Source organism: Burkholderia sp. SIMBA_062 (assembly GCF_046534765.1).
GTDB classification, from domain to species: Bacteria; Pseudomonadota; Gammaproteobacteria; order Burkholderiales; family Burkholderiaceae; genus Burkholderia; species Burkholderia ambifaria.
In genome coordinates, this window is the sequence record NZ_JAWRYD010000021.1 from 51,765 (window position 1) to 76,412 (window position 24,648).

Sequence of the window (24,648 nt, forward strand, 5' to 3'; positions counted from 1 at the left end):
GAAAAGCTCGCCGAACGGTATCGGCGACACGCCGATGCCGGCCAGGTCGTTCAGCGTCATCGCGCAGGTCGGGTGCGCGATCGAGTCCGAAACGCAGACGTGTCGGCATGAGCCCGCTCCTGCTCTCGTGCTCTCGTGCGTTGTTCGAATGCGTCAGCGCATCGGCGATGCCTGACGCATCGTACCTACGGCAGCGGCGGCGCGTCGCGCAACACGGTTTGCAGCCCGGTCGCGAACGGCGTCGCATGCGCGATCCCGAGTGCGCGCACACGCGCCGCATCCAGATGGCAATCGTACGGACGCGGCGTCGCATCGGCCGGCGTGTCGATCCGCGCGAGCGCTGCGTCGATGCCGAGCGCGGCCGCGATCCGCTGCGCGATGTCGTACTTCGTCATCGGTTCTTGGCCCGACCAATGTCGGATGCCGGTGACGCTCGAACCCGCGAGATGGCGCAGCGTCAGGTCGCGGATGACCGCCGCGACGTCGGGCGTGTAGGTCGGATAGCGGATCGCCCACGCGTCCATGCCGACCGCGTCCGCGCCCGGTCGTGCGGACGCGACGATTGCCGGCACGAGGCTCGTGACGGCCGACTCGCGCCAGTCGACGATCGGGCCGTAGAGCAACGGCAGGCGCAGCACGCAGGCAAGCGGCGACGCGGCGAGCAACGCGGCCTCGCCTTCCAGCTTGGTGCGGCCGTAGATGTTCAACGGGTTCGGCGCGGCGTCTTCGCGGTACGGCGCGGCCGTGCCATCGAACACGTAGTCGGTGGAAATGCCGAGCGTCCACGCGCCGTAGCGCGCGGCGAGTGCGCCGATGCGGGCCGGCGCGTCGACGTTGATCGCGCGTGCGGCCGCGGGGTCGCGTTCGCAGACGTCCGGGCGCCGCTCGGCGGCGCAGATGATCACGGCGGCCGGTCGTCGGGTGTCGAAGAGGTGTTCGAGCGCCGGCTGATCGAGGACGTCGAGCCGCGCGACGTTGTCCGGCGGCAACGCGAGACGGCGCGCGCCTGCGGTGTCCGGGTTCCGGATGGTGGCGACCTGCGTCAGCGACGACTCGCGGGAAAGCGAAGCGGCAACCGCACGGCCGAGCAGGCCGGACGCACCGATGAGAAGGATGGTCGGATGCGACACGGTAGCCAACGACGAAAGGGGATGAGGGGCCTCAATCTATACGAGAACCGGCATCGATGTCGATTTCGCTCGCACGTCGACGACGTGCGCATGATGAAACAAGGCCCGGTGCGCGATTGCGCGCACCGGGCCCGTCGTGCGGCGCGAAGTCTCGCGCCCGCTTACTTCCGGTCGAACGAATACCGTCCCGGCCCGCTGACCGCGAGCAACAGCAGGCCGCCGATGATGCTGATGTTCTTGTAGAAGTTGATCATCGCGAGGTACTGGTCCATGCCCTGCAGTGCCCAGTAGCGATGCCCGATCAACGCGGTCGCGAGCGTATAGACCGCGAACAACAGCGCCAGCGGACGCGTATAGAACCCGACCGCGATCAGCGCGCCGCCGACCAGCTCGACCGCCACCGCGATCACGGCCGACAGCTCGGGCGACGGCGCCCCCGTCGACGCCATGTACGCGACCGTGCCCGAGAAGCCGTTCAGCTTCTGCCAGCCGAACAGCACGAACAGGATCATCATCAGCACGCGAGCCGCCAGCAGCAGCTCGTCCTTCTTCGACTCCAGCGAAACGTAACGCATAGCAATCACCTTGAATGGATGGTTTGACGCATTCGGCGCCGACGTCCGCCGCAACGGCGAACCCACGGATCGACAACGAACCCGCCTCGCACGATCGAACCGCTGGCCGGTCGGCCCGCTGCCGAGGAATCCGTCCGGTCGTGCCTTCCTGGCACGCTGTGGATCGGTTCTGGCGAAGCACGGGTGCAGTCTACTGTCCCACCGAAAATCATCAATCCATCAAAATAAGATTCGTTGTCTCGATGGAGTGGACAATTGTCACGTAACAAACGCGTCACATGCGTCGAGGGGGCATCGCAAACGAGGCCTATCTTGAGCTTGCTCGGTCACGTTCATGCGAAAGGCCGTGTCCCACGTGGAAGCCCACGATGTCGATCAAGGCGTCACACTCGCCCAAGGTTCGGGACTCGCGTCGGCGTCGCGGAAACTACCCAATGGCGCGCACCTCCGGGATCATCGCTGCCTGACCGCAGTGATTCCCGGCCGGGTCGGTAAGTTGCCACACCGTCGCGTGATCGATCCAGAAGCGTGTGCCCGACTTGGTGATACGTATCCCGCGATATCCCGATACGAAGCCGTCTCGCGCGACTTTCTCGAGAAACGACTGGCGTTCACTTCGCTCCATCGGCTCCGCCGAGAACCGTGAAGGCAGTGCGGTCAATTCATCCCAGTCATATCCGAAAATGGCCTGCGCGCGCTTGTTGCCGTAGACGAACACGGGATCCACCGCTACATCGTGAGCGAGAATCCCGAAAGGCGCTTCCTCGTACAGCCATGTCGCGGCTTCCGACGTGCCCATCCCGGCAGGAACGAGCGACTTGTCGAGCAGTCGGTGGTAGCTGTCCGCCAGGATGCGGAAGAAGTGAACGTCGATGCGCGCTGACATTGCGGAAAGCTCCGGAGATGGATTTCGAGCGTAACAGTATGACGATTTCGGACGCACCGTCATATTGCCGCCGACCATCCACCGTCGTCCGGTCAGGATGACCGCTGCCGGTACTCGGAAAAACCGAATGGACAAGAAAACCATAAAAAAACAAAAACTGACGCAAAATCTCCCGCCCGATTCAATTTACCAACAGACAGCGGACGCGCATATCGGCCCGCCGTCCCGCCGAATTACATCAGGTCGATCGGAAGCGTCTTGTCGAGATTGTCGTGCCACGCGCGAATGGTCTGCGGGACGGTCTTTTTCCACGCCGGCACGTTCGAGTAGTAGCGCATCCGCACCTTGTCATGCGCATCGAACACGAGCAGTCCGATCCACAGATCGGTGCCCCGATGCATCACGATCGCGGCGTTCGTCGTCGCGATGCCGCGCACCCAGTACGACGTCGCGCTGGCGTTCAGGCCGTCGAGATCCTTCTCGTTCGCGCTGGTGTTGATCATGTCGACGAGCGTCTGATAGTCGGCGCCGAGCAGCTTGTGCGCGACCGCGTTCTGCCGAGCGTCGGTCAGCACCTTCAGGGTCACGAGATCCGCCGGCGGACTCGCGTGCGCCGATATCGTCACGTAGTCGCCCGAATACGTCACGCCGGCACCGGCGCCGCAATCGGCATCGCTGCCCTGCTGCGCGACCTGCATGCGTCCACCCTTGCGGCTGAAATCGAGCCGGCATCGATCCTGGCGAAACGTGCCGCGGTCGCCGTGCAGCCCGATATCGCCGCTGAGTCCGCCGGTATTCGCACCGTTGTTGCCGCTCAGTTCGAAGTGAAGGCGCGGCGCGGTGCCGGTGAACGTCAGTACGCTGCCGAACGACGGGTTGTCGCTGTCGCGATACCACGTCTGCTGCCAGCGGTCGGCTGCGAGCGGCGCGCCGTTCAGGCTCGCGAGCCGCTCGCGATAGCGGTCGCCGACGCACGACACGTCGGTGCCGCAGCGGTCGCGCTGCTTGAGCCATTGCAGTTGCGCAGCCTTCAGCGCGGCCGTATCGCCCGCTTTCGCGAGCGCCTTCTTCCATGCCGCGGCCAGTTGGCCGTCGAGCGACGACAGCCCGGGATCCGCGCAGATCGCCTTCTCGGTCGGCGAAGCGGCTTTCGTGCAGTCGAAGCCGGCCGCGTGCGCGGCCATCGGCGCTATCGTCAGTACTGCCAATATCATCGCGGATCGCAGGTTCGCGCGCCGCGCATGCCGGCCATGCATCACGGTTTGCCCTCGCTCGCCGGCGCGAGCATTCGATCGATTCTTCATTGTCATTGGACTCGTCGTGGATCGCAGTGAGTAGAAGCTACGTACTCGCTGCGATTCGAGGTAAAAACGCCCGGCCCGGCATCCACTGCGGACCGTCGGCCCCGTCGAAGCCTAACGCGAATGCGCGCCGCCGATCAATCGCGCCCGCGCCCTCTACCTCCGCACACCCAGCCGCTCCGCCAGAAATCCGATGAACGTGCGCAGCGTGACGAACCCTTCCCGATGCTGCGGGAACACCGCGTTCAGCGTGATCGGCGACGGCGCGTACGCGTCGAGCACCGGCACGAGCGCGCCGCTGTCGAGCGCCGCGCCGACGATGAAATGCGGCAGCAGCGCGATGCCGAGCCCCGCGATCGCCGCATCGCGCACGACCTCGCCGTTGTTCGCGACGAGCGGCCCCTGCACGTCGAACGTGCGCGCCGCACCGTCGATCCGGAATTCCCAGCCGACCCGCCGCTCGCGACCGTACATCAGGCACGTGTGCGCGGCGAGATCGGCCGGCGTTTCGGGCGTGCCCTGCCGCTTCAGGTAAGCGGGGCTCGCGCACGCGATCATCTTCCACGCACCGAGCGGGCGCGCGATCAGCGTCGAATCCTCGAGCGCGCCGATCCGCAGCACGAGGTCGAAGCCCTCGCCGATGAGATCGACGCGCCGGTCGGTGAGATCGAGGTTCAGCCGCACGGCCGGATGCGCGGACAGGAACTCCGCGATCAGCGGCGACACGTGCGTGATCCCGAACGACAGCGGCGCGCTGATCTTCAGCGAGCCATGCAGTTCGGTGCTGCGCACCGACATCGCCTGCTCGGCGTCGGCGACCTCGGCCAGGATGCGCTGCGCGCGTGCATAGAACTCCTGCCCCGATTCCGTGACGGCGAGATTGCGCGTATTGCGATGCAGGAGGCGCACGCCCAGCGACGCCTCCAGCGCCATCGTGCGCCGGCTCACGAACTGCTTGGACAGCATCAGTTGATCGGCCGCCGCCGTGAAGCTGCCCGCATCGACGGTCGAGACGAAGATCCTGAGGTCGTTGAGTTCCATATTGTCCACCTGAAAGTGACAGTCATTATCTCTACAACCATTTATTTGTCAAATCGATTGACCTAAGATTCATCTCAACGAACGGCCGGGCCCACTTTCGAGGTCCGGCGACAACCAGGACAAAATCATGATCGAGACTCGTGCAGCAAACCAACGTGGCCAAGCCGAACATGGCTGGCTCAGCTCCCGTCACACGTTTTCGTTCGCGAACTACTACGATCCGAAGCAAGTCGGCTTCTCCGACCTGCTGGTGATCAATGACGACCGCGTCGCACCGGGCCGCGGCTTCGGCACGCACCCGCACCGCGACATGGAAATCCTGTCGTACGTGCTCGACGGTGCGCTGGAGCACAAGGATTCGATGGGCACCGGGTCGGTGATCGTGCCGGGCGACGTCCAGTTGATGAGCGCGGGTACCGGCGTGCGTCACAGCGAGTTCAATCACTCGCACGAGACGCCCGTCCACTTCCTGCAGATCTGGGTCGGACCGTCCGAGAAGGGTGCCGAGCCGCGATATCAGCAGACGAATGTCGCGGCAGCCGACAAGCGCGGCAGGCTCACGCCGATCGTGTCGCCCGACGGTAACGGCGGTTCGCTGAAGATCCGCCAGGACACGCGGATCTACGCGGGCCTGTTCGACGGCGACGAGCGCGCCACGCTCGAACTGGCACCGGGCCGCTTCGCCTACGTGCATGTCGCACGCGGCAGCGTGACGGTCAACGGCGTGACGCTCGGCGAAGGTGACGGCGCACGCATCCGCGGCGAACAGGCGCTCACGTTCGCCGACGGCAAGGACGCCGAGGTGCTGGTATTCGACCTGCGTCCGGTCGAAGTGACGGCCGAGTGGGCGTGACGCCCGTTCGGAAAACCAGGCCCCGCTGAGCGCGGGGCCTTACCTTATCAATCGGAGATTCGCATCATGGCCAAGGTACTCGTTCTTTACTACTCGTCCTACGGGCACGTCGAAACGATGGCGCAGCACGTCGCGGAAGGCGCGAAATCGGTGCCCGGCGTCGAGGTCACGCTCAAGCGCGTGCCGGAAACCATCCCCGCCGACCAGGCGAAGGCGATCGGCGTGAAGGTCGACCAGGCCGCGCCCGTCGCAACCGTGGACGAGCTCCCGGACTACGACGCGATCATCTTCGGCACGCCGACCCGCTTCGGCAACATGGCCGGCCAGATGCGCACGTTCCTCGACCAGACCGGCGGCCTGTGGATGAAGGGCGCGCTCGTCGGCAAGATCGGCAGCGTGTTCGCGTCGACCGGCACGCAGCACGGCGGCCAGGAAACGACCATCACGTCGTTCCACACGACGCTGCTGCACCAGGGGATGGTGATCGTGGGCGTACCCTACGCATGCAGCGGGCTCGTCAACATGAGCGAGATCACGGGCGGCACGCCGTATGGCGCCACCACGCTCGCGGGCGCCGACGGCAGCCGTCAGCCGAGCGCGAACGAGCTCGACATCGCGCGCTACCAGGGCAAGCACGTCGCGGAACTGGCCACGAAGCTCGCGTCGTAACGCGGGCGCCGCCGGCCCCGGCCAAGCCCGGGACCACGGCGCGTGCCGCCTGCGCGGGACGCACACGAACCAACGGCGCCGGTTGAACCGGCGCCGTTCGTCATTGCGCGAACGCCGGCCGTGAACCCCGGCCCTTACTGGCCCGATGCCGGCGCGGCAGGAGCGGCAGCCGGCGCCGCCTTCGTCGCGGGCGCCTTTTCGACCGCGTTCTGCGGGTAGTTGCTCTGGTCGTTGGTCAGCCGGTAGCCGCTGCCCGTGCCGATCGCGTTCAGGTCCTTCGCGTGGCGCGCGCGGGCTGCCTTGCGGGCGGCCTTCTTCTGCGCCTTGTCGAGCTGCTTCTGCGTCGGCGCGGACGCCGGATCCTGCGCGTATGCCGCCGGCGCCGCGGTCAACAGCAGACCGAACGACGCCGTTACTGCCACTGCCACCGAAACCACGCGAAACTTCGTCATCGCCGGTTCTCCTTGTCGATTGTTGGATGTGGGTCGAACGCCGGCACGCACGCGACGGGTGTCGGCATGCGACGACGGCGCCGATGCAACGTTAGCCGATCGCCGCACGAATGTCCGTGCCGGTTCCTGAATTTTCCTGATAACGGCAGCGATACGTGCGCGGCAGGCGCCCGGCCGGCCGGCGCGGCGCACGCGGCCATCAGGGAAACCGATAGCCTCACGCGCGGCCGGCGCGCGCCGCCGCTCAGATCCAGCGCGACAGCACCGGCAGCAGGATCGGCACGACGAACGCGGTCAGCACGCCGTTCAGCCCCATCCCGAGCCCGGCGAACGCGCCGGCTTCCTCGCTGACCTGGAACGCGCGTGCGGTGCCGATCCCGTGCGACGCGACGCCGAGCGCGAAACCGCGCACGGCCGGCTCCTCGATACGCAGCGCGTTCAGGATCCCGCGTGCGCACACGACGCCGAAAATCCCGGTCGAGATCACCAGCACCGCGGTCAGCGACGGAATCCCGCCGATCGCCTGCGCGACGGCCATCGCGATCGGCGTGGTCGCGGATTTCGGCGCGAGCGATGCGATCGACGCGCCGCGACGGCGCTGTCTGCGCGGACGAAGGGGCCGCGCGACGAATTCGATCTCGACCTCGTCGCGCAATGGCTTACGGAACTGCAGGAACGGCTGACCGCGCGCGAGATGCATGCGTGCGCATCGTTCATCCAGGGCATGACGTCGGCGGCGGTCGCACCGTCGATGGGGCTCAAGACGTCCACCGTCGACACCTATGCGAAGCGTGCATTCGCGAAACTCAGCGTCGATTCACGCCGGCAGCGATGGCGCTCGTGCTCAGGAATGCATCGCGTCGGCACGCTGCGGGAAGGCCCGGCGAGCGCGCCGCCGTCCGGTTGCGCACGCAACGATACGGCGATACGCCGCCCCCCTCATAACGATCCGAAAATTTATTGGTTCCCTCGACGATGCGCGGTCCGTATCGTTCACCGACTCGTCAGACCTATCGACCAACGGGGGAATCCAATCATGAAACGAATCCGGTCATTCGCGCTGCTCGCCCTGCCGGCCTCGCTCCATGCCGCCGGCGCGCACGCGCAAAGCAGCGTCACGCTGTACGGCATCGCCGATGCGGGCATCGCGTACGTGCACAACGTGCGCGACGCGAACGGCAGCAATGCGTCGAACCTCGTCAGGTTCAGCAGCGGCAACCTGTCCGGCAGCCGCTGGGGCCTGCGCGGCATCGAGGATCTCGGTGGCGGGCTGTCCGCGCTGTTCCAGCTCGAGAACGGCTTCAACCTCGGCACCGGCGCGCTCGGCCAGGGCCAGCGCGAATTCGGCCGCAAGGCCGTCGTCGGCCTCGCGAACAGCACCTACGGCACCGTGACGCTCGGCCGCCAGTACGATCCGGTCGTCGATCTCGTGCAGGGCCTCACCGAGGACAACTACTTCGGCGGCGTGTTCGCGACGCCGGGCGACCTCGACAACTACGACAACAGCCTGCGCGTCAGCAACTCGGTGAAATACACGAGCCCGTTGATCTCCGGCTTCCAGTTCGCCGCGCTGTACGGCTTCGGCGGCGTCGCGGGCGCGACCGGCAGCGGCCGCACGTACAGCTTCGGCCTGAGCTACGCGAACGGCCCGCTGTCGCTCGGCGCCGGCTACTTCTTCGCGAACGGCGGTTCGACGGTCGCGAGCGGCGTGCGCACGTGGTCGAGCAGTTCGGACACGCTGTTCAACACCGTGATCAACCAGGGCTTCTCGAGCGCGAAGTCGATCCAGATCGTGCGCGTGGCCGGCCAGTACGTGGCCGGCCCGGCGACCTTCGGCCTCGCGTATTCGAACACGCAGTACGGCGCGGACACGCTGTCGGCCTTCACGCAGAACGCGAAGTTCAACAACGGCTCGGCGTTCTTCAACTGGCAGTTCTCGCCGGCGCTGCGCGCGGGTGTCGGCTACAACTACACGTCGCTGACGGGCCCGGCCTCCGCGCACTACAACCAGGTGAACCTCGGCGCGGACTACGCACTGTCGAAGCGCACCGACCTGTATGCGCTGTTCGGCTATCAGAAGGCGAGCGGCAATACGCTGAACGCGAGCGGCGCGATCGTGAAAGCCGCGGCATCGGTCGGCTCGTATGGCGTGAACTCCGGCACCGATACGCAGGAACTCGCGATCGTCGGCATCCGCCACAAGTTCTGACGGCGCACGTCGCGTCGCGTCGACGCGGCGGAAGGCACGTTGCGGTGTGCGTCCGCCGCGCGCCGTGTCGTTCAGATCTAATGCCGTCGCATCCCGCCGAATCCGTGGCCGCCGCCTACGAAGGCCGGGCCATGGTGAAAGCCCGCGCCCATCGGAACGCCGACGTGGCCGTGCCCCACCCCGTCGAAGTGACTGAAGTGACTGAAGTGGCTGAAGTGACCGAAGTGGTCGAAGTGATGGCGATGATGGAAGCGGTCGATGAAGACGAAACTCACGCCCGTGCCGACGAAAACCGCCGGCCCCCAGTACCACGGGTCGGTGTACGGATAGGCGGTGTCCGGGTACCACACGATGCTGCCGTCCGGGCTTTGCACCATCTGCCAGGTGCCGTCGCTTTGCCGGCACGCGCGCCCGACGATCTGCTGTTCCGTGCCGTCGATTTCCGCTTGCGCGACGACCGCACGACAACGGGCGCCTTCTTCCAGCGCGTCGTCGTACGTTTGCGCAAGGACGCACACCGAACACCCGAGACAGACGACGCCCATCCCGAACCGAAACAAGTTACACATGATCGGCTCCCGCATTGTTGCCCCCGACCATTCGACCGTTGGCGTCACGCACGGCGCCGGCTTCGTATAGGGTCACCCGACGATTGAACGACGGGGCACGCCGGATTATTCCAGGGGTCGTGATGCGAAAGCGTGACGCGGCAACCGCTGTCGGTCAGGCACGCGGCGAGCGCCGCACGATGCAGTAGATGCCCGCGGCGGTCACGCCGAAGGCCAGATGGGCGACCAGCGTGATCGCGCCGCGTACCGGAACGAACCACGGAAAGATCGCGGTGAACGCGTGCAGGTTGACGCCGTAGAGAACGAGTCCGAACACGCCGCCCGCAAGCAGCGCCGCGCCGGGCGACAGGTTGCGGACCAGCTTCGCCAGCACGGCCGCGTAGGCAAGCGACAGCGCGGCATGCACCAGCGTCGCCACGCCCATGATCAGCGGACCGAACCCCAACGACGGGCCGAGCACGGCTCGCCCCATCACGATGGCGGCCGTCAGGCGCGCATCGCGAAGCAGGTTGTGAATCGCATTCTCGCCGGCGATCGGCCAGAGCATCAGCTCGATGACGGTCGAGCCGACCGCCGCGCCGAACGCGGCCCAGAGAACCGGCACCGGACCGTTCCGCTTCAAGCGCCCTCCGCGATGGCCGCCCGCCGCACGGCGGGGCCTACAACGGACGTTCGCAGTCCGTCCAGTACGCGAACGGATCGCGATGCTTCGGATAATGCTCGTCGAGCCATTTCAGCAACGTCGCACGCGCGTTGTCCATGTCGGCCTTCGACGACGACGTCGTCAGCTCGTGCACTTCGACGGACTTTTCCCGATCCATCACGTAGCAGTTCCAGTCCGGGCCGTCACCATCCGGATCGTCGGACGCCTTCGACGACTTGCCCCAGCCGAACCCCTTGCGCGCATCGATGTAGTAGCGCGGATGCACTTTCAGATACGACATCTCGCCGCCCTGCAGGCTGCTTTCCGCGCGCAGCACGTCGCGCTCGTCGACGATCTGCGTGACGTCCGGAAGCCGGCGCGAGCGCCAGCCGGCCGGCAGCGTCGCCGTCGCGCGAACGGCGTCGTATGCGCCCCACGTGAGGCCCCAGGCTTCGGCCATGCGCTTCATGAACGCATCCGCACCCGGATAGCCGCGCAGTTGGATCCGCGTCGACAACGTGACTTCGACCCGGCCGTCGGGGCCGGCGGGGTCGCCTGCCGCTTCGAACGGGTTGCCCGGACGCGACGCGCGCTGCTGCGCGTCCGCGGGCGCCATGCCCGAAAACAGCTGGTCGAGCGCCGCACGCGCTTTCGACGACTTGTCTGGTCTATTCATTACTCACTCTCTCCCTTTGCATCCGTACGTCTGCAAAAACTGTCGATTCTCATTCATTATCGGATCTCGCGGTTTCCCGCGATCGCATTGTCGATCATCCGGCATCCCGGGTCGAGCCGCGGCGACGTCAGGCGCCCTTCGTCGCGCGCGCCGCCGGCTGCACCACCTGCCCTAGCGCCGCCCGCATGCGCTCCATCAGCGCGAGCACCTTCGGACGATTCTCGCCCTTCGCATGCACGAAGTGATACCTGAGCGGCGACTCGACCTCGTGCTGGCTCACGCGGACGAGCGCGCTGCGCTCGAGATACGCATCCGCGAGCGGCATCCGCGCCAGTGCCACGCCGAGCCTCGCTTCGGCCGCCGCGAGCACCAGGTTGTAATCCTCGAAACGGCGATCCTGCGCACGCGGCTTGAACGGTATGCCGAGCGCGTCGAACCAGGTACGCCAGCCGGTCACGTCGGAATCGTGCAGCAGCGGCATCGCGAGCAGCGCGGCGGCGCCGCTTCGACGGCGCAGCGCGGCCAGCTGCGCGGCGAGCCGTGGATGCGCGACCGGATGGCGCGTCTCCGGCATGAACGCGCGGGTTTCGAGCTGACGCCAGTTGCCGCGCCCGTAGCGGATCGACAGATCCGCCTCGCCGGCGGCGATATCCACGTTGCGCACTTCGATGCCGAGCTCGATGCGCAACGCGGGCGCTTCGCTCTCGAGTGCATGCTGCCGCGCGAACAGCCAGAGCTGCGCGAATGCCGGCACCACGCTCAGCTTGACGAGCCGCGGCGCACGCGGCAAGCGCCACTGGTCGGCCGCGCCGTCGATGATCGTGAACGCCTGTTCGATCCGGCCGACGAAGCGCTGGCCGTCCGGCGTGACGCGCACGCTGCACCATTGTCGCATGAACACCCTTTCCTCCTCGCCCCGCAGCACGCGGCAGCCGCTCGTCCCGGCCGGCGCGGTGGCGTTCGCGATCGCCTCGTGGGCCTCCGCCTTCTCCGCACCCGGCCACTTCGGCGCGGCGCGCGCCGCCAATTTTCTCTACCTGACGCAGGCGGTCGCGACGGCATTGTCGATCGTGCCGACGGGCCAGCGGCCGGGCATCGAGACGGTGTGCGGCGGCCTGCTGGCGATTGCGGGCGTGATATTCGTCGCGTTGCGCGGCCGGACGTAGGCTCGCGATTTCATCGAACGGCAAGACCGATCCGAAGAACGATCCGGCAACGGTCCGGCAACGTCGGGCCCGGTTATCTGCAAAGCTGAATGCATACCCCCGCTCATGTCGGCCCGCCCCAATTCGCCGACGCCAACGGGCTTGACCGTTAGTTGCATCAAACGGATGGCGGTGAAAGTGTGCAGACAAATCGACCGAACAGTTCTCGAGTGATTGCCTCGCACTGTCCATGGCCATCGGCATCGGCCCGGTCGAATAATCGGACCAATCGACAGCGGCGCGAGACGGCCATGAACCTGCCCGACCGGCCGGCGCAACAATCGCGCGATAGCCTCACATTTGGGCAAGGCTACGCAATTCGGCGAAGCGGGCGCATAGGCGTTCGGATATATTCATACCAATTGCGTGTCGTCTGACGAAAGCATCCCGCTCGCTCGGGAAACGTTCGGCGCCGGCGTTTTCCGTCGACGTCGAAAGCCCGCGGCATGCAAGCCGGCCCCCTCACGGGTCATGGAAATTCGTCCGGCACGCCGGCCGCCTCACAAGGGCGCGCGAACGACCGGACGGCACTAGAAATATCAATCAACGGAGATGGCAGATGGAACGAAGCACTGTCGGCATGCGCTGCAAACCCCTGATCACCGTCGCACTGGCAGCCGCCGCATTCGCGGCCGCGTCCGGCGCGATGGCCGACCAGGTCGTGAAGATCGGCAGCGTCGAACCGACGACGGGCGGCATTTCGCACCTGGGCAAGGACAACGAGAACGGCGCGCGCCTCGCGGTCGAGGAAATCAACGCGAAGGGCCTGACGATCGGCGGCAAGAAGATCACGCTGCAACTCGACGCACAGGATGACGCGGCCGACCCGCGCCAGGCCACGCAAGTCGCGCAGAAGCTCGTCGACGACAAGGTCGTCGCCGTCATCGGCCACCTGAACTCGGGCACGTCGATCCCCGCGTCGAAGATCTACAGCGACGCGGGCATCGTGCAGATCTCGCCGTCGGCCACCAACCCGACCTATACGCAGCAGGGCTTCAAGACGACCTACCGCGTGGTCGCGACCGACGCGCAGCAAGGTCCGGCACTCGCGAGCTACGCGCAGTCGAAGGGCGTGAAGAGCGTCGCGGTGATCGACGATTCGACCGCGTACGGCCAAGGCCTCGCGAACGAATTCGAGAAGAAGGCGAAGGCGCTCGGCCTGAAGGTGCTGTCGCACGACGCGACCAACGACAAGGCCGTCGACTTCCGCGCGATTCTCACGAAGGTCAAGGGCGAGAACCCGGACGCGATCATGTACGGCGGCATGGACGCCACCGGCGGCCCGCTCGCGAAGCAGGCGCGGCAGCTCGGCCTGCGCGCGAAGATCCTGTCCGGCGACGGCGTGTGCACCGACTCGCTGGCCGAGCTGGCCGGCCCGGCGGCCGACAACGTGCTGTGCTCGCAGGCGGGCGCCGCGCTCGAGAAGATGCCGGGCGGCGCGGCGTTCCTCGCGAAATACCAGAAGCGCTTCAACCAGGGCATCAAGTTCGATGCGCCGTTCGCGTACGACGCGGTCTACATCGCGGTCGATGCGATGAAGCGTGCGAACTCGACCGACCCGGCGAAGGTTCTCGCCGCGATGCCGTCGACGAAGTACGAAGGCGTGATCGGCACGACGACGTTCGACGCGAAGGGCGACTTGACGCACGGGATCATCTCGATCTACGGCTACAAGAGCGGCAAGAAGACCTTCCTCGACCAGGTGAAGATGTAACCCGCCGCGACGCCGGCACGACGGGCACGCCACCCGTCGGCGCCGGCGCCGCGCGGGTCGATTCGCGTTTTGCGGAGATGAAGCGACATGTGTGCAATGGCGTACGCGGAATTTCAACAGGAGTTGAAGAAAGCGCAGTTGACGGCGCGGGAATTCGCCCGTTTGATCCGGATGAACGAAAGTTCCATCACGAACTATTCGAGCAAGGGCACCGTCCCCTCCCACCTCGCGGTCATCGCGACCCTGATCGGCGCGCTCGCCGCGCACGAGATCGATTTCCGGCACGTGATCGGCAACACGGCGATCGAACCGAAACGCCCGCGCGGCGTCGGCGCGTTTCCGGCGGCGAGCAGCACGCCGGCCGGGAAAAAGAATCGCGGCGCGTCGTGATCGGCCGCGCCTGACAGTAGCACGCTCGATCGACGCCGCGACATCCGGCGCTGTCTGGGGGCAAGTGAACGGCGTACCATTCTTGCGGGCGGCGCGGCCCGCATCGCAATGCGTACCCATCGGGCAGCGGTCTGACCTTCTCGAGCAGCACCGCCAGCGCGGCCCGTTCCGACCAGTTGCGGCGACCGTCGCGTCGGAACGCGCGCTGCGCCAGTGTCGCCGCGCCGACCACGCCGGTGGCCAGCACGCTGCAGCAGTCCCGCCCTTCGGTCAGCCGCGCGTCGAACCGGGGATGCCGTTTCTGGGTCGTCTTCTAGACGATCCGTTCGGCGGTTGATGTCGATGCCCGCTTCACCGCACCACCGCCGGCCGGCGCCGGCGGCTCGCCGAGGATTTCGCGCAGATGCGCAAGCACCTCCGCGCGATGCGAGTCGATGAAAAAATGCTCGCCGCCGAACACCCGCACGCTGACCGGCAACGACGAATACCGTTGCCATTCGCCCAGATCATCGAGTGCGACGAGTGCATCGTCCGCGCCGGCGAGCACATGGATCGGGACCGGCACCGCGCGAATCGCCGCACGCCAGGTTTCGCGGCACTCGAGGTCCGCCCGGATCGTCGGCAGGAACAGATCGATGAAGGCATCCGCATCCAGCATCCCCGCAGGCAGCCCTTCCAGCAGATTGAGTTCCTGCACCAGTTCGTCGCGGGGCAGATCGTGCAGCCGGCGCCGGCGTCGCGACGGCAGATGCGGCGCCGCGCATCCGGACACGGCGAGGGTCGACGGCGGCATGCCGAGGTCGACGAGCCGGCTCGCCAGCTCGAGCGCCAGCGCGCCGCCCATGCTGTGTCCGAACAGCACGACGCCCGCGTCGGCGAGTGGCAGCAGGCTTGCCATGACATGGTCGGCGAGCGCGTCCATCGTGCGCAACGGCGGCTCGCGGAACCGCGCGCCGCGCCCGGGCAGTTCGACCGCGCACACTTCGACGTCGTCCGGCAACCCGGCATGCCAATGGGCGTACGCGGAAGCGTTGCCGCCGGCGTACGAGCAGCACACGAGCCTGATACGCGGCGCGCGAACCGGCATGAAGACTTTCAACGCAGCGATCGGGGTCATGAGTGTCGGGGTCGGGAGGTCGGGTTCATCGGTCGAGCACGCGCCGGACGCGTACGTCACGCAGGCGAGCCGGTATGCCGCCGCGCTTCCCACAGTGCTTCCATGCGCGCGGTAATGGCCGGCAGCTGATCCCGCGTCACGCAATACCTGACCGTACGCAGCGGCGTGCGCAGGATCGGCAGATCGAACACGCCCTCTCCTTGCGCGTCGATGCCGAGCCGCGTCTTGACCCGATTGGCGCCCACGTTGTCGGCCGGCGACTCGAACCGGATCGAATCGAGCGAGAAGCGCGCGAAGAATGCCGCCATCGCCTTCACGTACGACACGATGCCGATGCCGAGTCGCCGATGTTCCGGGCTCCAGATATGCGCGTGCATGACGCCGCTCACGTACTGCCCCGGCGCGGCCCCGACGCGCGGTTCGAGATGCGTCAGTTCGTGCACGCCCACGGTCTGTCCTTTCAGCGCGACGCTCAGGATCGCGTTGCGCGGCATGTCGGCGCGCGTGTCCCGCTCGATGTTGAGCGCGAGCATGTCGCGCATCTGGCGGCGGCCGGGCAGCCGCGCCGGGTCGACGCCCATTTCGATCAGATGGCTGTCGCCGCTGTCGTACCAGTACGCGATGAAGCCGTCGATGTCGCTGCTGTCAAAATCTCGTACCTCAATATCCGCTACGTCGATCACACCACACTCCATTTGTCGCTTCGCCGCGGTCGACCGGGCCTTTGGTGCCCCGCTCGGGCCATGCCGTGCAGCGGCCTGCCAATCCGTCTGTCGCGATGATGCAGATATCCGGCACCGACCGTCAGCTGTAGTTTTTTGCAGGATGAAAGGAATTGCGCGCCGCCACGGTTAGTCGCAGAATGTCTTCCAAATCCGGCCATTCATGGCATCGAGTCCGCACAGTTGCATCGCAGCGGATCGCGCGGCCGCATGGCCGTTTTGGTATCCGAACCAATCCCGTCCGGATCACCGCGATTCAGCCGGATCACCTCCGGCATCACACCGCACATCGTCGCGCCAACGGCTACTTCCCGCCGCGCGATCCGATCCGTTCCGCATCGATGTTTTTCCGCTTCCGGCCTGCCGTGGCGACGCTGCGCGGCCAGTCGTCCGCCCATGTTTGAAGGTCACGGTCGTCATTCGCGCGCCATGCGCACATCGGCCGGGACACACGCCAAACAAGGAGGTTGCTCTTGGATCTGAAATCGGACGGACGTGCGGTGCCGGCTTACTTCGACACGTGTTCACACGACGGATACGTCCGCGTGTCCGCTACCCAGCTCGCATCGGTCACGCTCGGCCTGCTCTACGCAGCGCGCGACGAACGCGTACTGAGCGACGCATGGGATCTCGGCCTTCCCGCGTGCCACGCCGGCCATTGCGAATGGATCGATACCAACTGGCGCCCGCCGATGACCTTCGGCTGGTCCTGGTTGACGGATCGCGATCGCACTTGCCGAATGTTTCCGAACAGCGTGACCTCCAACGTGATGATCGTCTGCGCAAGAGGCTACGACGTCGGGCCCGACCACACCCGATCGCTGCTCGCGGACTGGATCAATACGCTGCCGTGGACCGCGAGTGTCCGCGCGCATCTCGCATTGCCGGTCCTGTAAAAAGTTGCAGTTTCGACGCGTCCTCCATTTCGCATTTAATGCGTACGTCAATTGGAGTTCGCACATGCACCACACCACTATCGGAAACGCGTCGCAACTGTCCGCATCGAACCTTGCGGCACTCGCGTCGTATCGACACGCAATCTTCATCGAGAAGCTGGGCTGGCAGCTTCCGGTAGTCAATCAGCAGGAGTTCGATCAATTCGATCGACCGGACACGATTCATATCTTCGGTCGCGAGGAAAGCGGCGCGATCTGCTCGTGCGCCCGACTGCTGCCGACGACCCGACCGTACCTGCTGAGCGAGATTTTTCCCGGGCTGATGGGCGCGGCACCGGTTCCGAATGCGCCGGATATCTGGGAACTCTCGCGCTTTTCGTCCTACATCCTCGGTGCCGATTCCGGCGGCCTCAAGCGCGCGCATGCGAATACGCGCAGATTGCTGGCGGACGTCGTGGGTTTCGCGCGATCGAATGGCGTTCGACGGCTCATCACGGTGTCGCCGCTCGGCGTCGAACGGCTGCTGATGCGTCTGAACGTTCACGCGCACCGTGCGGCGCCCCCGCAGATCATCGACGGAAAGCCGGTGTTCGCGTGCTGGATCGAGATCGATGAAATCACCTGCGCGTCGCTGGGCATCGAATGTCCGCGCACGCCGACGCCGAGCTGAAATCCGGCCGGCTTCGGTCCAAAGGCATGCCGTCCCGCGCGACGCGGCGACGCCCCTCCTTCCCTACGATATTCGCCTCATGCAGCGAGAGACCATTCCGGCCTTCGACGGTCGGCCCCTGCGAGTGTTTCATACGGAGCGCTCGACCGGCCGACGCAACCTGATGCTCGTTTTGCCGTTCGGCGTGCGTCATGCGATGGTCGAGCGACTGTGCAACGCGCTCGAGCCGCACTTCAATGTGATCACGTGGGAATCGCGGTTCGTGCTCGACCTGCAGGATGATGCGACCGACGACGCATTCGACGTCGAATACCACGTGCGCGATCTCGTGACGGTCGCCGCGCATGCGAACGACCGCGTCGGTCACGACGGCCCGATCGATGTGATCGGCTATTGCTCCGGCGCCGGCGTCGGCCTGCTGGCCGCCGCGCGCTACCCCGACAGCGTACGCCGGCTCGCGCTGGTGTGCGGCGAATTCATGCTGAAGCCGTCGGTCTGTCCGCCGAGCAGCTTCCAGCGTGAAGTGGACGTGCTCCTTCCGGTCGCGGCGACGAGCAAGGAGATGGCCGGCATGCTGTTCGACAAGATCTCGTCCGGCCGCAGCGCGCCCCAATCCGAATTTCATTCGTTCATCTCGGTGCCGTTCTCGAGCGCGGCGCACCTGCACCGCTACGGACTGAACTACGTCGCGTACCGGCGCACCGACTTCCTCGACGAAGCCGCCACCGTCACGCAGCCGACGCTCGTGATCGCGACGCGAAGCGATCGACAGGTGCTGCCGGAAAGCGCACACATCATCGTGGCGCACCTGCCGGACGCGAGCGGCGTGCATGAATTCGACGGCGACCACTACGAGCTGTGCCGCGCGCAGCCGGCCATGACCGACACGCTGCTGCAATTCTTCGGAACGCAAGCCAACCGATCGGGACCTGTTCAATGAACCACTCGACAATCGACGGCCGCTTCGCCGAGCAGGTGCGCCGCACGCCGGAGCGCATCGCATTGGCAGGAACGGAGCACGCGGCGCCACTCACTTACCGCGAACTCGACCGATGCGCGAACCGGCTTGCCGCGGTGCTTGCCCGGCATGGCGTGACGCAAGGCGCGCCCGTGTTGCTGATGCTGCCGCGCTGCTCGAACGCCGTGATCGCGATGCTGGCGATCGTCAAACTCGGCGCGACCTTCATCCCGCTCGATCCGAACTACCCCGATGCGGTCAAGCACGCGTACGCACGTGACAGTGCGGCGCGGCACGCGATCGCGGCCGCCGGCGACGACACGCTGTGCGAGGCAGGACTGTCGGTCATCCACGTCGCCGATCTCGCGAACGACAGATCGGCGGAAGATGCCGAAGATGCCGACGCTCCGCCGCCCGCCGCATCGCACGGTGGCGACGCGCCGGCCTACGTGATGTTTACCTCGGGAAGCACCGGCAAGCCGAAAGGCGTCGTGGTGCCGCATCGCGGCGTCGTGCGGCTCGTCGATCGGCCGAACTACATCGCGATCCAGCCGGACGATGCATTCCTGCTGCTGTCCCCGATCACCTTCGATGCGTCGACGTTCGAGATCTGGGGCGCCTTGCTGAACGGCGCGCGCCTCGTGGTATACGACGGCGCCATCTTCGATCCCAATGCCGTTTCGCAGCTGATTCGCGAACAGCGCGTGAGCGTGATGTGGTTGACCGCCGCGCTGTTTCATCTCGTCGTCCGCCGCTATCCGGCCATGCTGACCGGCGTGCGTGTGCTGCTGGCGGGCGGTGACGTGCTGCATCCGGACGCGGTCAATGCCGCGCTCGATGCGTTCCCCGGCATCACCGTGGTCAACGGATACGGCCCGACCGAAAACACGACCTTTACGTGCTGCCACGTGATGACGCGCGACAACCGGCCCGACGGCGTCGTACCGATCGGCACGCCCGTGACCGGCACGTCGGTCCATGTCGTGCGCGGCGACGGCGATCTCGCGTCCGTTCCGGACGGGCAGGAAGGCGAGCTCTACACCGGCGGCGACGGCGTCGCGCTCGGCTATCTGAACAAACCCGACGCGACCCGCGCGGCCTTCGTGCCGAATCCGTCCGGGCCCGGCCGGCTCTACCGCACCGGCGACATCGTCCGGCGCCGTGCGGACGGCACGCTCGAATTCGTCGGTCGGCGCGATCGGCTCACGAAGATCCGCGGCTACCGCGTCAGCCTCGACGAGGTGCAGCAACTCGTTGCGCGCCTGCCGTGCGTGGAGGATTGCGTCGTCCAGGTTCGCGAAGACCCGAACGGCGAAAAGTCGCTGGTCGCCACGGTCCAGACCAACGAACAGCGCGACAACATGCCTGCGTTCATTCGCGGCGAACTGCGCAAGCTGGTGCCTGGTTTCATGATTCCCGACGCCATCGCCGTGTGCGCCGAACTACCGGTCAACGCGAACGGCAAGGTCGATCGGGTTCGACTCGCAAGTCCTATCTGAAAATCCGGAGAACGTAATGACTGAAAAGACTGTTGCCATCCCCGACCTGATCGCCTCGACCTGCCGGGACACGCTCGGCTTCGCCGACCTGCGCGGCGACGAGGATTTCTTCGACCGGGGCGCCAGCTCGCTGACGATCGTCGAACTGCAGATTCAGGTCGAAACCCTGCTGCAGGTGCGGGTGCCGACCAGCAAGCTGATGGCTGCGCCCACGATCGACGGCTGGGCCGGCATCTACGAAGCAGCGGCCGCCGAACTCGCGTAAGCGCGTGCGTCATTTCCCGAACACCGCTTCGTGCCTTCGAAGCGGATGCATTTAATCGATTCGACCAGGAGCACCTCCATGCAGAACTTTCGACTGACGCCCGAGGAAATCGCCACTTTTCGCGCGCAAGGCTACATCGGCCCGTTCACGCTGTATTCGCCTGAGGAAGCGCGCGAGCGCTACAGGACGATCCGCGCCCAGTTGTTCGATCGTGAATACGCGGTCTATGACCTGCCGCCGACGAGCCCGATCGCCAATTACGATCGCCACCTCGACGTCAATCTTCTGAGCGAGCATATCGGCCGGCAGGAAATCGTCCAGCGGCTCAACTCGATTCTCGGGCCCGACGTCATCTGCTGGCGTTCGGAGATGTTCCCGAAGTATCCGGGCGACGAAGGAACCGACTGGCATCAGGCCGACACGTTCGCGCATGCGTCGGGCCAGCCGCAGATCGTGTGGCCGGGCGACCAGCGGTTCGGCGGCGCGATCACGGTATGGACCGCGCTGACCGACGCGACCGAGGAAAACGGCTGTCTGCGGTTCGTGCCGGGCACGCATGAAGAGATGTTCTACGACGAATCGAGGAAGATGCAATTCGATCCGTCCAACATCAATTCCCTCGAGAAGGACGGCATCAAGCGCGGCTTCTTCGGCTACGACTATCGCAGCCTGCAGAAGGATCCGGACTGGAAGCCGGACGAGAGCAAGGCCGTGTCGATCGTGATGAAGCCCGGCCAGTTCGTGATCTTCTGGTCGACGCTGATGCACTCGTCGTTTCCGAACTCCACGGTCGACCAGACACGGCTCGGATACGCGAGCCGCTATGTGCCGGCCGCGGTCAAGGTCTATCCGGACACCGACACCGTCGACGAATACGGCAGCAAGATCTCGCTCGACAAGTTCGGCGTCGTGCTCGTCTCGGGCGAGGACCGATTCGGGCATAACCGCCGCGTCGAGCGCAACGCACGCGGCGTCAGCTTCGCGCAGCAACCGTCCTACGCCTGACCGACCGCACCCGCGGCCATGAAACCGGCGAACGGCGCGGCGCGCCGTTCGTCATCCGACCGGTGCCAACCCATGATCCAGCCTATCGAGATACCTCATGTCCGGCGCGTCGACCACGTCGTCGCGTCCGTCGTGGCGAGCGTCCTCGGCCGCGACGCCGTGACGCCCGACGACGACTTCTTCACGATCGGCGGCTCGTCGATTTCCGCCGCGCTGGTGAGCACCCAGCTCGAGCGGCAGCTCGGCCACGACGTGCCGGTGCGCCTGCTGTTCGAATATCCGTGTCTTCGCGTCTTCAGCGAAAAGCTGCTCGAATCCATGAGCGTGGCCGCACGGTAGTCCCGAGATCACTGTCCTGAATCGCCTTCTCTTCGGAGGAATTCGCTTTGAACAAGCACTATCGCGCCGAAATCTACGATTTCGACAAGCAGGTCGAGCGCGCGGATCTCACGCTCGCCGATGCCGCATTGCTGATTCGCGATCGCAAGGCCGCCGCCGTCCTCGTCGATCTGGTCGATCCGAGCGCGCTCGACCGATGGTGGGACGATCCGGCCTTCCCGCCGGTCACGCAGCACCAGAGCTTCGCCGGCGCCGGCAAGTCGGGACTGGCGATCGGGCCGACCCAGCGGCTCGTGAAAGAGCAGTTGATCCCCGGTCTGATCGACTACTTCTCCTATGCAGGCCGCACGAATGCGGCGCTGCGCGACACGGAATTCGTCAAACTGTGCGCCCGCGAACTCGGCGCGGGTTCGGTTCGGGTCGGCGACTGGGGCGAACTCCCGCTCGTGTCCAAACGGGAATACCAGCCGGTGCCCAACGGGCTCTACAGCGTCCCGCCGCATTGCGACGCGATCCACTTCGGCCGCGAACCGCTGAACTGGCCGATCAAGGAGGGTTACGACGAAGGCTACGATCAGATCTCGCTTTTCCTGTCGGTCCAGGACGCGGAAAACAGCGCAGGCCTCGTCATGTGGGACTACCGGCCCGCGACGCGCGCCGAGCTCGACGAACTGATGAGCGAATTCGCGCAAACCCGGCGCATCGACCGGCTGGACCGCGTGCGCAGCGTCACCATCAACGGGCGGCCCGGACAGCTGAACATTCTCAACACGCGCGTCATGCACGCGGTCGAACAATGCACGACCGTGCGCCGCACGCTCGGATCGTTCCTGGTCTGGCACGACGGTCAATGGCGGATGTTTCACTGATGACGGCCATCGCTTCAACGGCAGGTAACGACGCCGCGCGCAGTCGGCTCGACGCGGAGATCGCCGCGTTCGAACGTTTCGCCGCGTCGAGCACGATCGGCCGCGCGCGCGTCGAGCGCATCGAGCGTTTCGGCTTCGTGATCCATCCGCCCCACGCGAACGCGGCGCACGAGCCGCGATTCGATCTGTTGTTCATCGCGCTGACGCACGGCAACGAATACGCCGGACTCCCCGTGCTCAATGCGCTGTGCCGCTACGTGGAAGCCGGCGTGCTGGCGCCGTCGGTGTCGATCGGCTTTCTGCTGGGTAACGTCGACGCCGCGCGGCGCGGCACGCGCTTCGTCGAACGCGACTTGAACCGCACGTTCGGCCGCACCGGGCGCGACACGGCCGACGACCGGCGCGCGCGCGAGATGGAACCGGTGATGAAGCGCGCCCGCTTCTGCGTCGACCTGCATCAGACGATCGAGCCGTCGGAAGCGCCATTCTTCGTCTTCAACTACCACCCGACGAGCCTGCAACTGGCGCACGCGATCGCACCGGACACCCCCGTCGTCACGCATTGGGGCAGGCCCTTTTCCAGCGCGTCCGCAGGCGGCTGCACGTCGGACGAATTCATCCAGCAGGGCGACGGCGTCGCGCTGAGCATCGAGCTTGGCCAGAAGGGCTTCGGCCTCTATCAGATCGCGGCGGGCGTGCGCGTGTGCCTGGACGCGATCACCACCGTCAGCGCGGTCGTCCATGGCGCTTCGCTGCCGCCCGTCGATGCGTGCGCGAATCCGATCTATACGTGGGCGCACATCGTCCCCTATCCGGACGGCGAGGTCAGGCTCGACGCAGGCTTGCGGAATTTCCAGCCGGTCCGGGCCGGGGATCGGCTCGGCACGCGCGACGGCGCGCCGCTCGTCGCCGGCACGAGCGGCCTGCTGCTGTTCCCGAAATACCGGCGATCCGAATCCGAGCCGAAGCCCGCGGAGCTTTACCGTGTATTGAGGCAACCGGCATTGTCCGAACTGGGCAAGGGCGACTGCCTTATGCCGCAATCCTAATCATTCCGCATACGTGGAGGCATCATGCAGACTACCTACCCAGCTCAACTGATGCGCTTCGGCACGCCGGCGCGCGCCGAGCGCATGACCATCGCCGCGGCGGTTCACGCGCTCGATGCGGACGAAGCCGACGCAATCGTCATGGACATCGTGCCCGACGGCGAGCGCGACGCGTGGTGGGACGACGAGGGCTTCTCGAGCTCGCCGTTTACGAAAAACGCCCACCACGCGGGTATCGTCGCCACCTCGGTGACGCTCGGCCAGCTCCAGCGCGAACAGGGGGACAAGCTCGTTTCGAAGGCGGCGGAGTACTTCGGGATCGCCTGTCGCGTCAACGACGGCCTGCGTACGACCCGATTCGTTCGCCTGTTTTCGGATGCGCTTGGCGCGAGGCCGCTGACGATCGGGCACGACTACGAAGTCGAGTTCCTGCTGGCGACGCGACGCGTGTACGAACCCTTCGAGGCGCCGTTCAACTTCGCGCCGCACTGCGACGACGTGAGCTACGGGCGCGACACCGCGAACTGGCCGCTGAAGCGGTCGTTTCCACGGCAGCTCGGCGGATTCCTGACCATTCAGGGCGCCGACAACGACGCAGGCATGGTGATGTGGGACAACCGACCGGAATCCCGCGCCGCCCTGGACCAGATGCATGCCGAATATCGTGAAACCGGTGCGATCGCCGCACTCGAAAGGGCCGCGAAGATCATGCTGAAGCCGCAGCCCGGTCAATTGACGCTGTTCCAGAGCAAGAACCTGCATGCGATCGAGCGCTGTACGTCGACGCGCCGCACGATGGGCCTGTTCCTGATCCACCAGGAAGACGGCTGGCGCATGTTCGATTGAGCGACGGCAATCGTGCTTCGTGCGCGATTCGCGCCGACGCGCTTCCTATCCGCCGGCAGGTTCGACGAACCTGCCGGCCTTTTTCACTTCCGGCGGCCGT

Annotated in this window: 27 protein-coding genes and 4 pseudogenes; 18 read left to right on the forward strand and 13 right to left on the reverse strand. The window is 66.0% G+C overall.

What is annotated here, in order from left to right; genetic code table 11:
* Window positions 1-185 precede the first annotated feature (185 nt).
* The 5 genes from SB786_RS22670 to SB786_RS22690 all read right to left on the reverse strand — a co-directional run bounded on the left by SB786_RS22670 (window position 186) and on the right by SB786_RS22690 (window position 4,933).
* Entirely contained in the window at window positions 186-1,130 is a 945-nt protein-coding gene (locus SB786_RS22670) for a dTDP-4-dehydrorhamnose reductase family protein (RefSeq protein ID WP_410729436.1), read from the reverse strand.
* Between the two features lie 161 nt (window positions 1,131-1,291).
* Window positions 1,292-1,705 carry a DoxX family protein gene (locus SB786_RS22675; protein ID WP_410729437.1) on the reverse strand — a complete coding sequence of 138 codons (414 nt, stop codon included), beginning with the start codon at window positions 1,703-1,705 and terminating at the stop codon, window positions 1,292-1,294.
* A 427-nt stretch (window positions 1,706-2,132) separates the two neighbouring features.
* Window positions 2,133-2,591 (reverse strand): MEKHLA domain-containing protein, encoded by a 459-nt coding sequence (locus tag SB786_RS22680; protein ID WP_410729438.1) that lies wholly within the window; start codon window positions 2,589-2,591, stop codon window positions 2,133-2,135.
* Window positions 2,592-2,824: 233 nt separating this feature from the next.
* Window positions 2,825-3,847, reverse strand: coding sequence for a lysozyme inhibitor LprI family protein (locus tag SB786_RS22685; protein ID WP_410729492.1), 1,023 nt, complete (start codon window positions 3,845-3,847; stop codon window positions 2,825-2,827).
* A gap of 201 nt (window positions 3,848-4,048) precedes the next feature.
* Complete coding sequence (locus SB786_RS22690) at window positions 4,049-4,933, reverse strand: LysR substrate-binding domain-containing protein (protein ID WP_410729439.1); 885 nt, start codon at window positions 4,931-4,933, stop codon at window positions 4,049-4,051.
* Between the two features lie 127 nt (window positions 4,934-5,060).
* Between SB786_RS22690 and SB786_RS22695 the strand changes: the two genes are divergently transcribed.
* On the forward strand, window positions 5,061-5,786 hold the full coding sequence (locus SB786_RS22695) for a pirin family protein (RefSeq protein ID WP_410729440.1): 726 nt from the start codon (window positions 5,061-5,063) through the stop codon (window positions 5,784-5,786).
* Between the two features lie 66 nt (window positions 5,787-5,852).
* Entirely contained in the window at window positions 5,853-6,455 is a 603-nt protein-coding gene (wrbA, locus tag SB786_RS22700) for an NAD(P)H:quinone oxidoreductase (RefSeq protein ID WP_410729442.1), read from the forward strand.
* Window positions 6,456-6,589: 134 nt separating this feature from the next.
* Here the strand turns inward: wrbA and SB786_RS22705 are convergent, their stop codons facing one another.
* Entirely contained in the window at window positions 6,590-6,907 is a 318-nt protein-coding gene (locus SB786_RS22705) for a hypothetical protein (RefSeq protein WP_410729443.1), read from the reverse strand.
* A gap of 244 nt (window positions 6,908-7,151) precedes the next feature.
* Window positions 7,152-7,490 (reverse strand): annotated as a pseudogene (locus SB786_RS22710) (LrgB family protein); the annotation flags it as partial.
* Between the two features lie 141 nt (window positions 7,491-7,631).
* Between SB786_RS22710 and SB786_RS22715 the strand changes: the two are divergent.
* Window positions 7,632-7,676 (forward strand): annotated as a pseudogene (locus SB786_RS22715) (hypothetical protein); the annotation flags it as partial.
* Between the two features lie 267 nt (window positions 7,677-7,943).
* Entirely contained in the window at window positions 7,944-9,116 is a 1,173-nt protein-coding gene (locus SB786_RS22720) for a porin (protein WP_410729493.1), read from the forward strand.
* A 77-nt stretch (window positions 9,117-9,193) separates the two neighbouring features.
* On the opposite strand, the gene SB786_RS22725 is transcribed toward SB786_RS22720, so the two are convergent.
* The 4 genes and pseudogenes from SB786_RS22725 to SB786_RS22740 all read right to left on the reverse strand — a co-directional run.
* Window positions 9,194-9,685 (reverse strand): hypothetical protein, encoded by a 492-nt coding sequence (locus SB786_RS22725; RefSeq protein ID WP_410729444.1) that lies wholly within the window; start codon window positions 9,683-9,685, stop codon window positions 9,194-9,196.
* Window positions 9,686-9,839: 154 nt separating this feature from the next.
* Window positions 9,840-10,307 (reverse strand): sodium:proline symporter, encoded by a 468-nt coding sequence (locus tag SB786_RS22730; protein ID WP_410729445.1) that lies wholly within the window; start codon window positions 10,305-10,307, stop codon window positions 9,840-9,842.
* A 37-nt stretch (window positions 10,308-10,344) separates the two neighbouring features.
* Complete coding sequence (locus SB786_RS22735; protein WP_006749736.1) at window positions 10,345-11,004, reverse strand: hypothetical protein; 660 nt, start codon at window positions 11,002-11,004, stop codon at window positions 10,345-10,347.
* A 127-nt stretch (window positions 11,005-11,131) separates the two neighbouring features.
* A pseudogene (locus tag SB786_RS22740) lies at window positions 11,132-11,881 on the reverse strand (LysR substrate-binding domain-containing protein); the annotation flags it as partial.
* A gap of 121 nt (window positions 11,882-12,002) precedes the next feature.
* On the opposite strand from SB786_RS22740, the pseudogene SB786_RS22745 reads away from it, so the two are divergent.
* The 3 genes and pseudogenes from SB786_RS22745 to SB786_RS22755 all read left to right on the forward strand — a co-directional run.
* Window positions 12,003-12,170: pseudogene (locus SB786_RS22745) on the forward strand (EamA/RhaT family transporter); the annotation flags it as partial.
* A 598-nt stretch (window positions 12,171-12,768) separates the two neighbouring features.
* Window positions 12,769-13,923 (forward strand): branched-chain amino acid ABC transporter substrate-binding protein, encoded by a 1,155-nt coding sequence (locus SB786_RS22750; protein ID WP_006756574.1) that lies wholly within the window; start codon window positions 12,769-12,771, stop codon window positions 13,921-13,923.
* A gap of 87 nt (window positions 13,924-14,010) precedes the next feature.
* Window positions 14,011-14,313, forward strand: coding sequence for an XRE family transcriptional regulator (locus SB786_RS22755; protein WP_410729446.1), 303 nt, complete (start codon window positions 14,011-14,013; stop codon window positions 14,311-14,313).
* Window positions 14,314-14,626: 313 nt separating this feature from the next.
* Here the strand turns inward: SB786_RS22755 and SB786_RS22760 are convergent, their stop codons facing one another.
* Together SB786_RS22760 and SB786_RS22765 are read right to left on the reverse strand one after the other, a co-directional pair.
* Window positions 14,627-15,430 carry a thioesterase II family protein gene (locus tag SB786_RS22760; RefSeq protein ID WP_410729447.1) on the reverse strand — a complete coding sequence of 268 codons (804 nt, stop codon included), beginning with the start codon at window positions 15,428-15,430 and terminating at the stop codon, window positions 14,627-14,629.
* Between the two features lie 56 nt (window positions 15,431-15,486).
* Entirely contained in the window at window positions 15,487-16,113 is a 627-nt protein-coding gene (locus SB786_RS22765) for a hypothetical protein (protein ID WP_410729448.1), read from the reverse strand.
* 179 nt (window positions 16,114-16,292) lie between these two features.
* On the opposite strand from SB786_RS22765, the gene SB786_RS22770 reads away from it, so the two are divergent.
* From SB786_RS22770 to SB786_RS22820, 11 genes are all read left to right on the forward strand, one after another.
* Entirely contained in the window at window positions 16,293-16,556 is a 264-nt protein-coding gene (locus tag SB786_RS22770; protein ID WP_157768468.1) for a hypothetical protein, read from the forward strand.
* A 69-nt stretch (window positions 16,557-16,625) separates the two neighbouring features.
* Window positions 16,626-17,048 carry a DUF4902 domain-containing protein gene (locus SB786_RS22775; protein ID WP_006756570.1) on the forward strand — a complete coding sequence of 141 codons (423 nt, stop codon included), beginning with the start codon at window positions 16,626-16,628 and terminating at the stop codon, window positions 17,046-17,048.
* Between the two features lie 64 nt (window positions 17,049-17,112).
* A complete protein-coding gene (locus SB786_RS22780) occupies window positions 17,113-17,718 on the forward strand; it encodes an acyl-homoserine-lactone synthase (RefSeq protein WP_410729450.1) in 606 nt (201 codons plus the stop codon).
* A gap of 79 nt (window positions 17,719-17,797) precedes the next feature.
* Complete coding sequence (locus SB786_RS22785; protein WP_410729451.1) at window positions 17,798-18,658, forward strand: alpha/beta fold hydrolase; 861 nt, start codon at window positions 17,798-17,800, stop codon at window positions 18,656-18,658.
* A complete protein-coding gene (locus SB786_RS22790; RefSeq protein WP_410729452.1) occupies window positions 18,655-20,175 on the forward strand; it encodes an amino acid adenylation domain-containing protein in 1,521 nt (506 codons plus the stop codon). Before SB786_RS22785 ends, SB786_RS22790 begins: the two co-directional genes overlap by 4 nt.
* A 16-nt stretch (window positions 20,176-20,191) precedes the next feature.
* Entirely contained in the window at window positions 20,192-20,440 is a 249-nt protein-coding gene (locus SB786_RS22795) for an acyl carrier protein (protein WP_006756566.1), read from the forward strand.
* A gap of 78 nt (window positions 20,441-20,518) precedes the next feature.
* Entirely contained in the window at window positions 20,519-21,445 is a 927-nt protein-coding gene (locus tag SB786_RS22800) for a chlorinating enzyme (RefSeq protein WP_410729454.1), read from the forward strand.
* 72 nt (window positions 21,446-21,517) lie between these two features.
* Window positions 21,518-21,784: a phosphopantetheine-binding protein gene (locus SB786_RS22805; protein ID WP_006749752.1), complete on the forward strand. Its 267-nt coding sequence runs from the start codon at window positions 21,518-21,520 to the stop codon at window positions 21,782-21,784.
* Window positions 21,785-21,831: 47 nt separating this feature from the next.
* Window positions 21,832-22,653 carry a hypothetical protein gene (locus SB786_RS22810; protein WP_410729455.1) on the forward strand — a complete coding sequence of 274 codons (822 nt, stop codon included), beginning with the start codon at window positions 21,832-21,834 and terminating at the stop codon, window positions 22,651-22,653.
* Window positions 22,653-23,702, forward strand: a complete 1,050-nt coding sequence (locus tag SB786_RS22815; protein ID WP_410729456.1) for a succinylglutamate desuccinylase/aspartoacylase family protein — start codon at window positions 22,653-22,655, stop codon at window positions 23,700-23,702. Before SB786_RS22810 ends, SB786_RS22815 begins: the two co-directional genes overlap by 1 nt.
* Before the next feature lie 24 nt (window positions 23,703-23,726).
* Entirely contained in the window at window positions 23,727-24,548 is an 822-nt protein-coding gene (locus SB786_RS22820) for a hypothetical protein (protein WP_410729457.1), read from the forward strand.
* Window positions 24,549-24,648: the final 100 nt, after the last annotated feature.

What these genes read in the sequence shown, in the direction of transcription:
- SB786_RS22690 (WP_410729439.1), bottom strand. Translation starts at nt 4,933, where the DNA reads ATGGAACTCAACGACCTCAGGATCTTCGTCTCGACCGTCGATGCGGGC.
- SB786_RS22805 (WP_006749752.1), top strand. Translation starts at nt 21,518, where the DNA reads ATGATCCAGCCTATCGAGATACCTCATGTCCGGCGCGTCGACCACGTC.
- wrbA (WP_410729442.1), top strand. Translation starts at nt 5,853, where the DNA reads ATGGCCAAGGTACTCGTTCTTTACTACTCGTCCTACGGGCACGTCGAA.
- SB786_RS22760 (WP_410729447.1), bottom strand. Translation starts at nt 15,430, where the DNA reads ATGACCCCGATCGCTGCGTTGAAAGTCTTCATGCCGGTTCGCGCGCCG.
- SB786_RS22675 (WP_410729437.1), bottom strand. Translation starts at nt 1,705, where the DNA reads ATGCGTTACGTTTCGCTGGAGTCGAAGAAGGACGAGCTGCTGCTGGCG.
- SB786_RS22705 (WP_410729443.1), bottom strand. Translation starts at nt 6,907, where the DNA reads ATGACGAAGTTTCGCGTGGTTTCGGTGGCAGTGGCAGTAACGGCGTCG.
- SB786_RS22680 (WP_410729438.1), bottom strand. Translation starts at nt 2,591, where the DNA reads ATGTCAGCGCGCATCGACGTTCACTTCTTCCGCATCCTGGCGGACAGC.
- SB786_RS22815 (WP_410729456.1), top strand. Translation starts at nt 22,653, where the DNA reads ATGACGGCCATCGCTTCAACGGCAGGTAACGACGCCGCGCGCAGTCGG.
- SB786_RS22770 (WP_157768468.1), top strand. Translation starts at nt 16,293, where the DNA reads ATGTCTTCCAAATCCGGCCATTCATGGCATCGAGTCCGCACAGTTGCA.
- SB786_RS22800 (WP_410729454.1), top strand. Translation starts at nt 20,519, where the DNA reads ATGCAGAACTTTCGACTGACGCCCGAGGAAATCGCCACTTTTCGCGCG.
- SB786_RS22785 (WP_410729451.1), top strand. Translation starts at nt 17,798, where the DNA reads ATGCAGCGAGAGACCATTCCGGCCTTCGACGGTCGGCCCCTGCGAGTG.
- SB786_RS22795 (WP_006756566.1), top strand. Translation starts at nt 20,192, where the DNA reads ATGACTGAAAAGACTGTTGCCATCCCCGACCTGATCGCCTCGACCTGC.
- SB786_RS22695 (WP_410729440.1), top strand. Translation starts at nt 5,061, where the DNA reads ATGATCGAGACTCGTGCAGCAAACCAACGTGGCCAAGCCGAACATGGC.
- SB786_RS22750 (WP_006756574.1), top strand. Translation starts at nt 12,769, where the DNA reads ATGGAACGAAGCACTGTCGGCATGCGCTGCAAACCCCTGATCACCGTC.
- SB786_RS22790 (WP_410729452.1), top strand. Translation starts at nt 18,655, where the DNA reads ATGAACCACTCGACAATCGACGGCCGCTTCGCCGAGCAGGTGCGCCGC.
- SB786_RS22780 (WP_410729450.1), top strand. Translation starts at nt 17,113, where the DNA reads ATGCACCACACCACTATCGGAAACGCGTCGCAACTGTCCGCATCGAAC.
- SB786_RS22685 (WP_410729492.1), bottom strand. Translation starts at nt 3,847, where the DNA reads ATGCATGGCCGGCATGCGCGGCGCGCGAACCTGCGATCCGCGATGATA.
- SB786_RS22725 (WP_410729444.1), bottom strand. Translation starts at nt 9,685, where the DNA reads ATGTGTAACTTGTTTCGGTTCGGGATGGGCGTCGTCTGTCTCGGGTGT.
- SB786_RS22735 (WP_006749736.1), bottom strand. Translation starts at nt 11,004, where the DNA reads ATGAATAGACCAGACAAGTCGTCGAAAGCGCGTGCGGCGCTCGACCAG.
- SB786_RS22720 (WP_410729493.1), top strand. Translation starts at nt 7,944, where the DNA reads ATGAAACGAATCCGGTCATTCGCGCTGCTCGCCCTGCCGGCCTCGCTC.
- SB786_RS22755 (WP_410729446.1), top strand. Translation starts at nt 14,011, where the DNA reads ATGTGTGCAATGGCGTACGCGGAATTTCAACAGGAGTTGAAGAAAGCG.
- SB786_RS22820 (WP_410729457.1), top strand. Translation starts at nt 23,727, where the DNA reads ATGCAGACTACCTACCCAGCTCAACTGATGCGCTTCGGCACGCCGGCG.